This window comes from Chryseobacterium contaminans (assembly GCF_001684955.1).
GTDB lineage: Bacteria > Bacteroidota > Bacteroidia > Flavobacteriales > Weeksellaceae > Chryseobacterium > Chryseobacterium contaminans.
Map to the genome: position 1 here is coordinate 1 of NZ_MAYF01000182.1, position 2397 is coordinate 2397.

The window sequence follows — 2397 nt, forward strand, 5'->3', positions numbered from 1 at the left end:
TAATCTTTTTGACAATCACCAATGGAAAATTCACAAGAAAATAACTCAAAGTTTAAAAAGTGGTTCAAGCGCGTAGGATGGGCAGGGTTTGCTTTCTTTACCATTAAAGGCTTGATTTGGCTCGTAATATTCTACTTTGGAGCAGACACTCTCCAGAGTTGTATAAAATAAAAAAGCAGAGAAAAAATTCTCTGCTTTCTTTTTGAAATGATGTCAAATCCTGATAGTTTGTGAAGGATACGGACTAAATTTCTATTAATTTTCCCATAACCCTATTCACCATTTCATCACAATAGATCAGATTGAATTCAAAAATTTCTTCTTTGATATAATACTTTTCTATTTCTTTTCTTAGAAAAGCCTTGGCTCTGTTGACCCGAACTTTTACATTTCCTTCGCTAATCCTTAAAGTTTCGCTTGTCTCCTGAACACTAAGTCCGTTGATTTCTCTTAGGGTAAAAGCAATTCTGTAATCTTCAGGAATATTGAGAAGGCTTTTTTCAATAACTGAATTTAATTCTCTGTTCATCACTCGGATTGAGGTTTCTGTGTTATAAAGGTTCTCAAAAGCTTTACTATTATTTTCAAGAGGCTGTATATATCTTGAAGACCATTTCTGTTTTTTACGATAGCATTGATGGAGCATTATTTTAGAAATCCACGTCCGGAAGGAGGAACGGTCTTCAAACTGATAGAGATGCATAAACGCTTCAATATAAGTTTCCTGCATCAGATCCTGAGTATCTTCATGGCTAAAACGATACATTCTTCCGATGCGGTACAGATGGGGGTTATTTCGCCGGATTATCAATTCAAATATTGCCGTCTCTTTATTCAGCACTTTGTCTATTAATTCCCTGTCTGTATATTTGTCCTCTGTTTTCATTATTTATGATCAAAAATTGAGCTTAATTTTGACATTGAGAATGCTGAAATAGCCATTACTAAATCCCTCACTGCAACATCAACGAAATTCCATCCAGCGATAAGAGTCAATGCGATTAATGCTAACCATGCTGAAACTACGAAGCCTCCTGTTTTAGGGTTCAGTAATACTAAGATCCCTGCAATAATTTCAATTACTCCTACAATCATCATAAAAGTCTCACCTGAAAAAGGTAGTAAATTAAGAAGTGCAGGATTAATGTAATGTGTCCACTGGCAGAGGATATTGGCAAATTTATCCAATCCTGCAACTACCGGTACGATTACAAAAACAAATTTTAATGTATTAAAAACCTGCTTTGTAATCTGTTTTTGCTGTAATGTTTCCATTTTTATTTTTTTAAAGGTTAAACTGAGTTCTAAAACAATAGAGTCAGCCTACAATAAAAAGGTTACAAACATTTTTAATAATACAGCATTTTATATACCAAAAAATACTATAAATTATTATTCTTTCTTTTTTCTCCCGGAGTCAATAAGGCTTTGATGCAGGAGATATTCAATCTGACCATTCACACTTCTGAATTCATCATTGGCCCATTTTTCGAGGAGTTTATAGGTAGACTCATCTATCCTTAAGACAAAAGATTTTTTGCCTTTGTTTTCCGAAGTGTTCTGAGCTTTTTCTGATTTCATTATTCTTGTTTTTGATGCAAGACGCATTAAATTGTTATATCCAGATGTAATTATGATCAATCTGGAATAATTGATTTTTTACTAGTTATACAGAGTCCCAGCGTTCAATACCGGTGTTGCCGCTTTTTCGCCACAAAGAACCACCATTAAATTGCTTACCATTGCTGCTTTTCTTTCATCATCAAGCTCAACGATATTTTCTTCAGAAAGCTTTTTCAGGGCAAGGTCTACCATTCCAACCGCTCCTTCTACAATTTTTGTTCTTGCAGCTACAATCGCAGTAGCCTGTTGTCTCTGAAGCATCGCTCCGGCAATTTCAGATGCATAGGCTAAATGTGAAATTCTGGCCTCTTGAATTACGATTCCTGCTTTTGAAAGACGGTCTGTAAGTTCCTGTTCCAAAATAGAATTGATTTTATCACCTCCTTCTCTCAATGTAATCGGTGCATGATCATCTTCCAGATTATCATAAGGGAAGCTCATCGCCAAATGACGTACTGCAGCTTCACTCTGCATTTTTACAAAGTCTGAATAGCGTTCAACATCAAAAGCAGCTTTATAAGTATCTCCTACTTTCCACACGATTACGACTGCAATCTCAATAGGATTCCCCATTTTATCATTTACTTTCAAAGTCTGCCCCTGTAAGTTTTCCGAACGCAAAGACATTTTCTGAGAAGAATATAATGGATTGATAAAGAATAATCCGTTATCTTTTACTGTTCCTACATACTTTCCAAAGAAGTTTAATACTCTTGAGTGGTTAGGCTGAATAATCATTAACCCTTTTAAGAAAAAGCAGGCCAACAGAAAGCA

The 2397-nt window shown here is 35.2% G+C and carries 4 protein-coding genes; all 4 read right to left on the reverse strand.

Translation table 11 applies throughout. From position 1 onward, the window contains the following. Positions 1 to 244 precede the first annotated feature (244 nt). Complete coding sequence (locus BBH99_RS11160) at positions 245 to 886, reverse strand: sigma-70 family RNA polymerase sigma factor (RefSeq protein ID WP_066695514.1); 642 nt, start codon at positions 884 to 886, stop codon at positions 245 to 247. Then, positions 886 to 1275, reverse strand: coding sequence for a hypothetical protein (locus tag BBH99_RS11165; protein WP_066695522.1), 390 nt, complete (start codon positions 1273 to 1275; stop codon positions 886 to 888). The genes BBH99_RS11160 and BBH99_RS11165 overlap by 1 nt, the downstream gene beginning before the upstream one ends. Positions 1276 to 1392: 117 nt before the next feature. After that, on the reverse strand, positions 1393 to 1581 hold the full coding sequence (locus BBH99_RS11170; RefSeq protein ID WP_066695524.1) for an Arc family DNA binding domain-containing protein: 189 nt from the start codon (positions 1579 to 1581) through the stop codon (positions 1393 to 1395). Positions 1582 to 1662: 81 nt separating this feature from the next. Next, positions 1663 to 2397, reverse strand: a 735-nt coding sequence (locus BBH99_RS11175) for an SPFH domain-containing protein (protein ID WP_066695526.1), incomplete at its 5' end; no start/stop codon positions are given.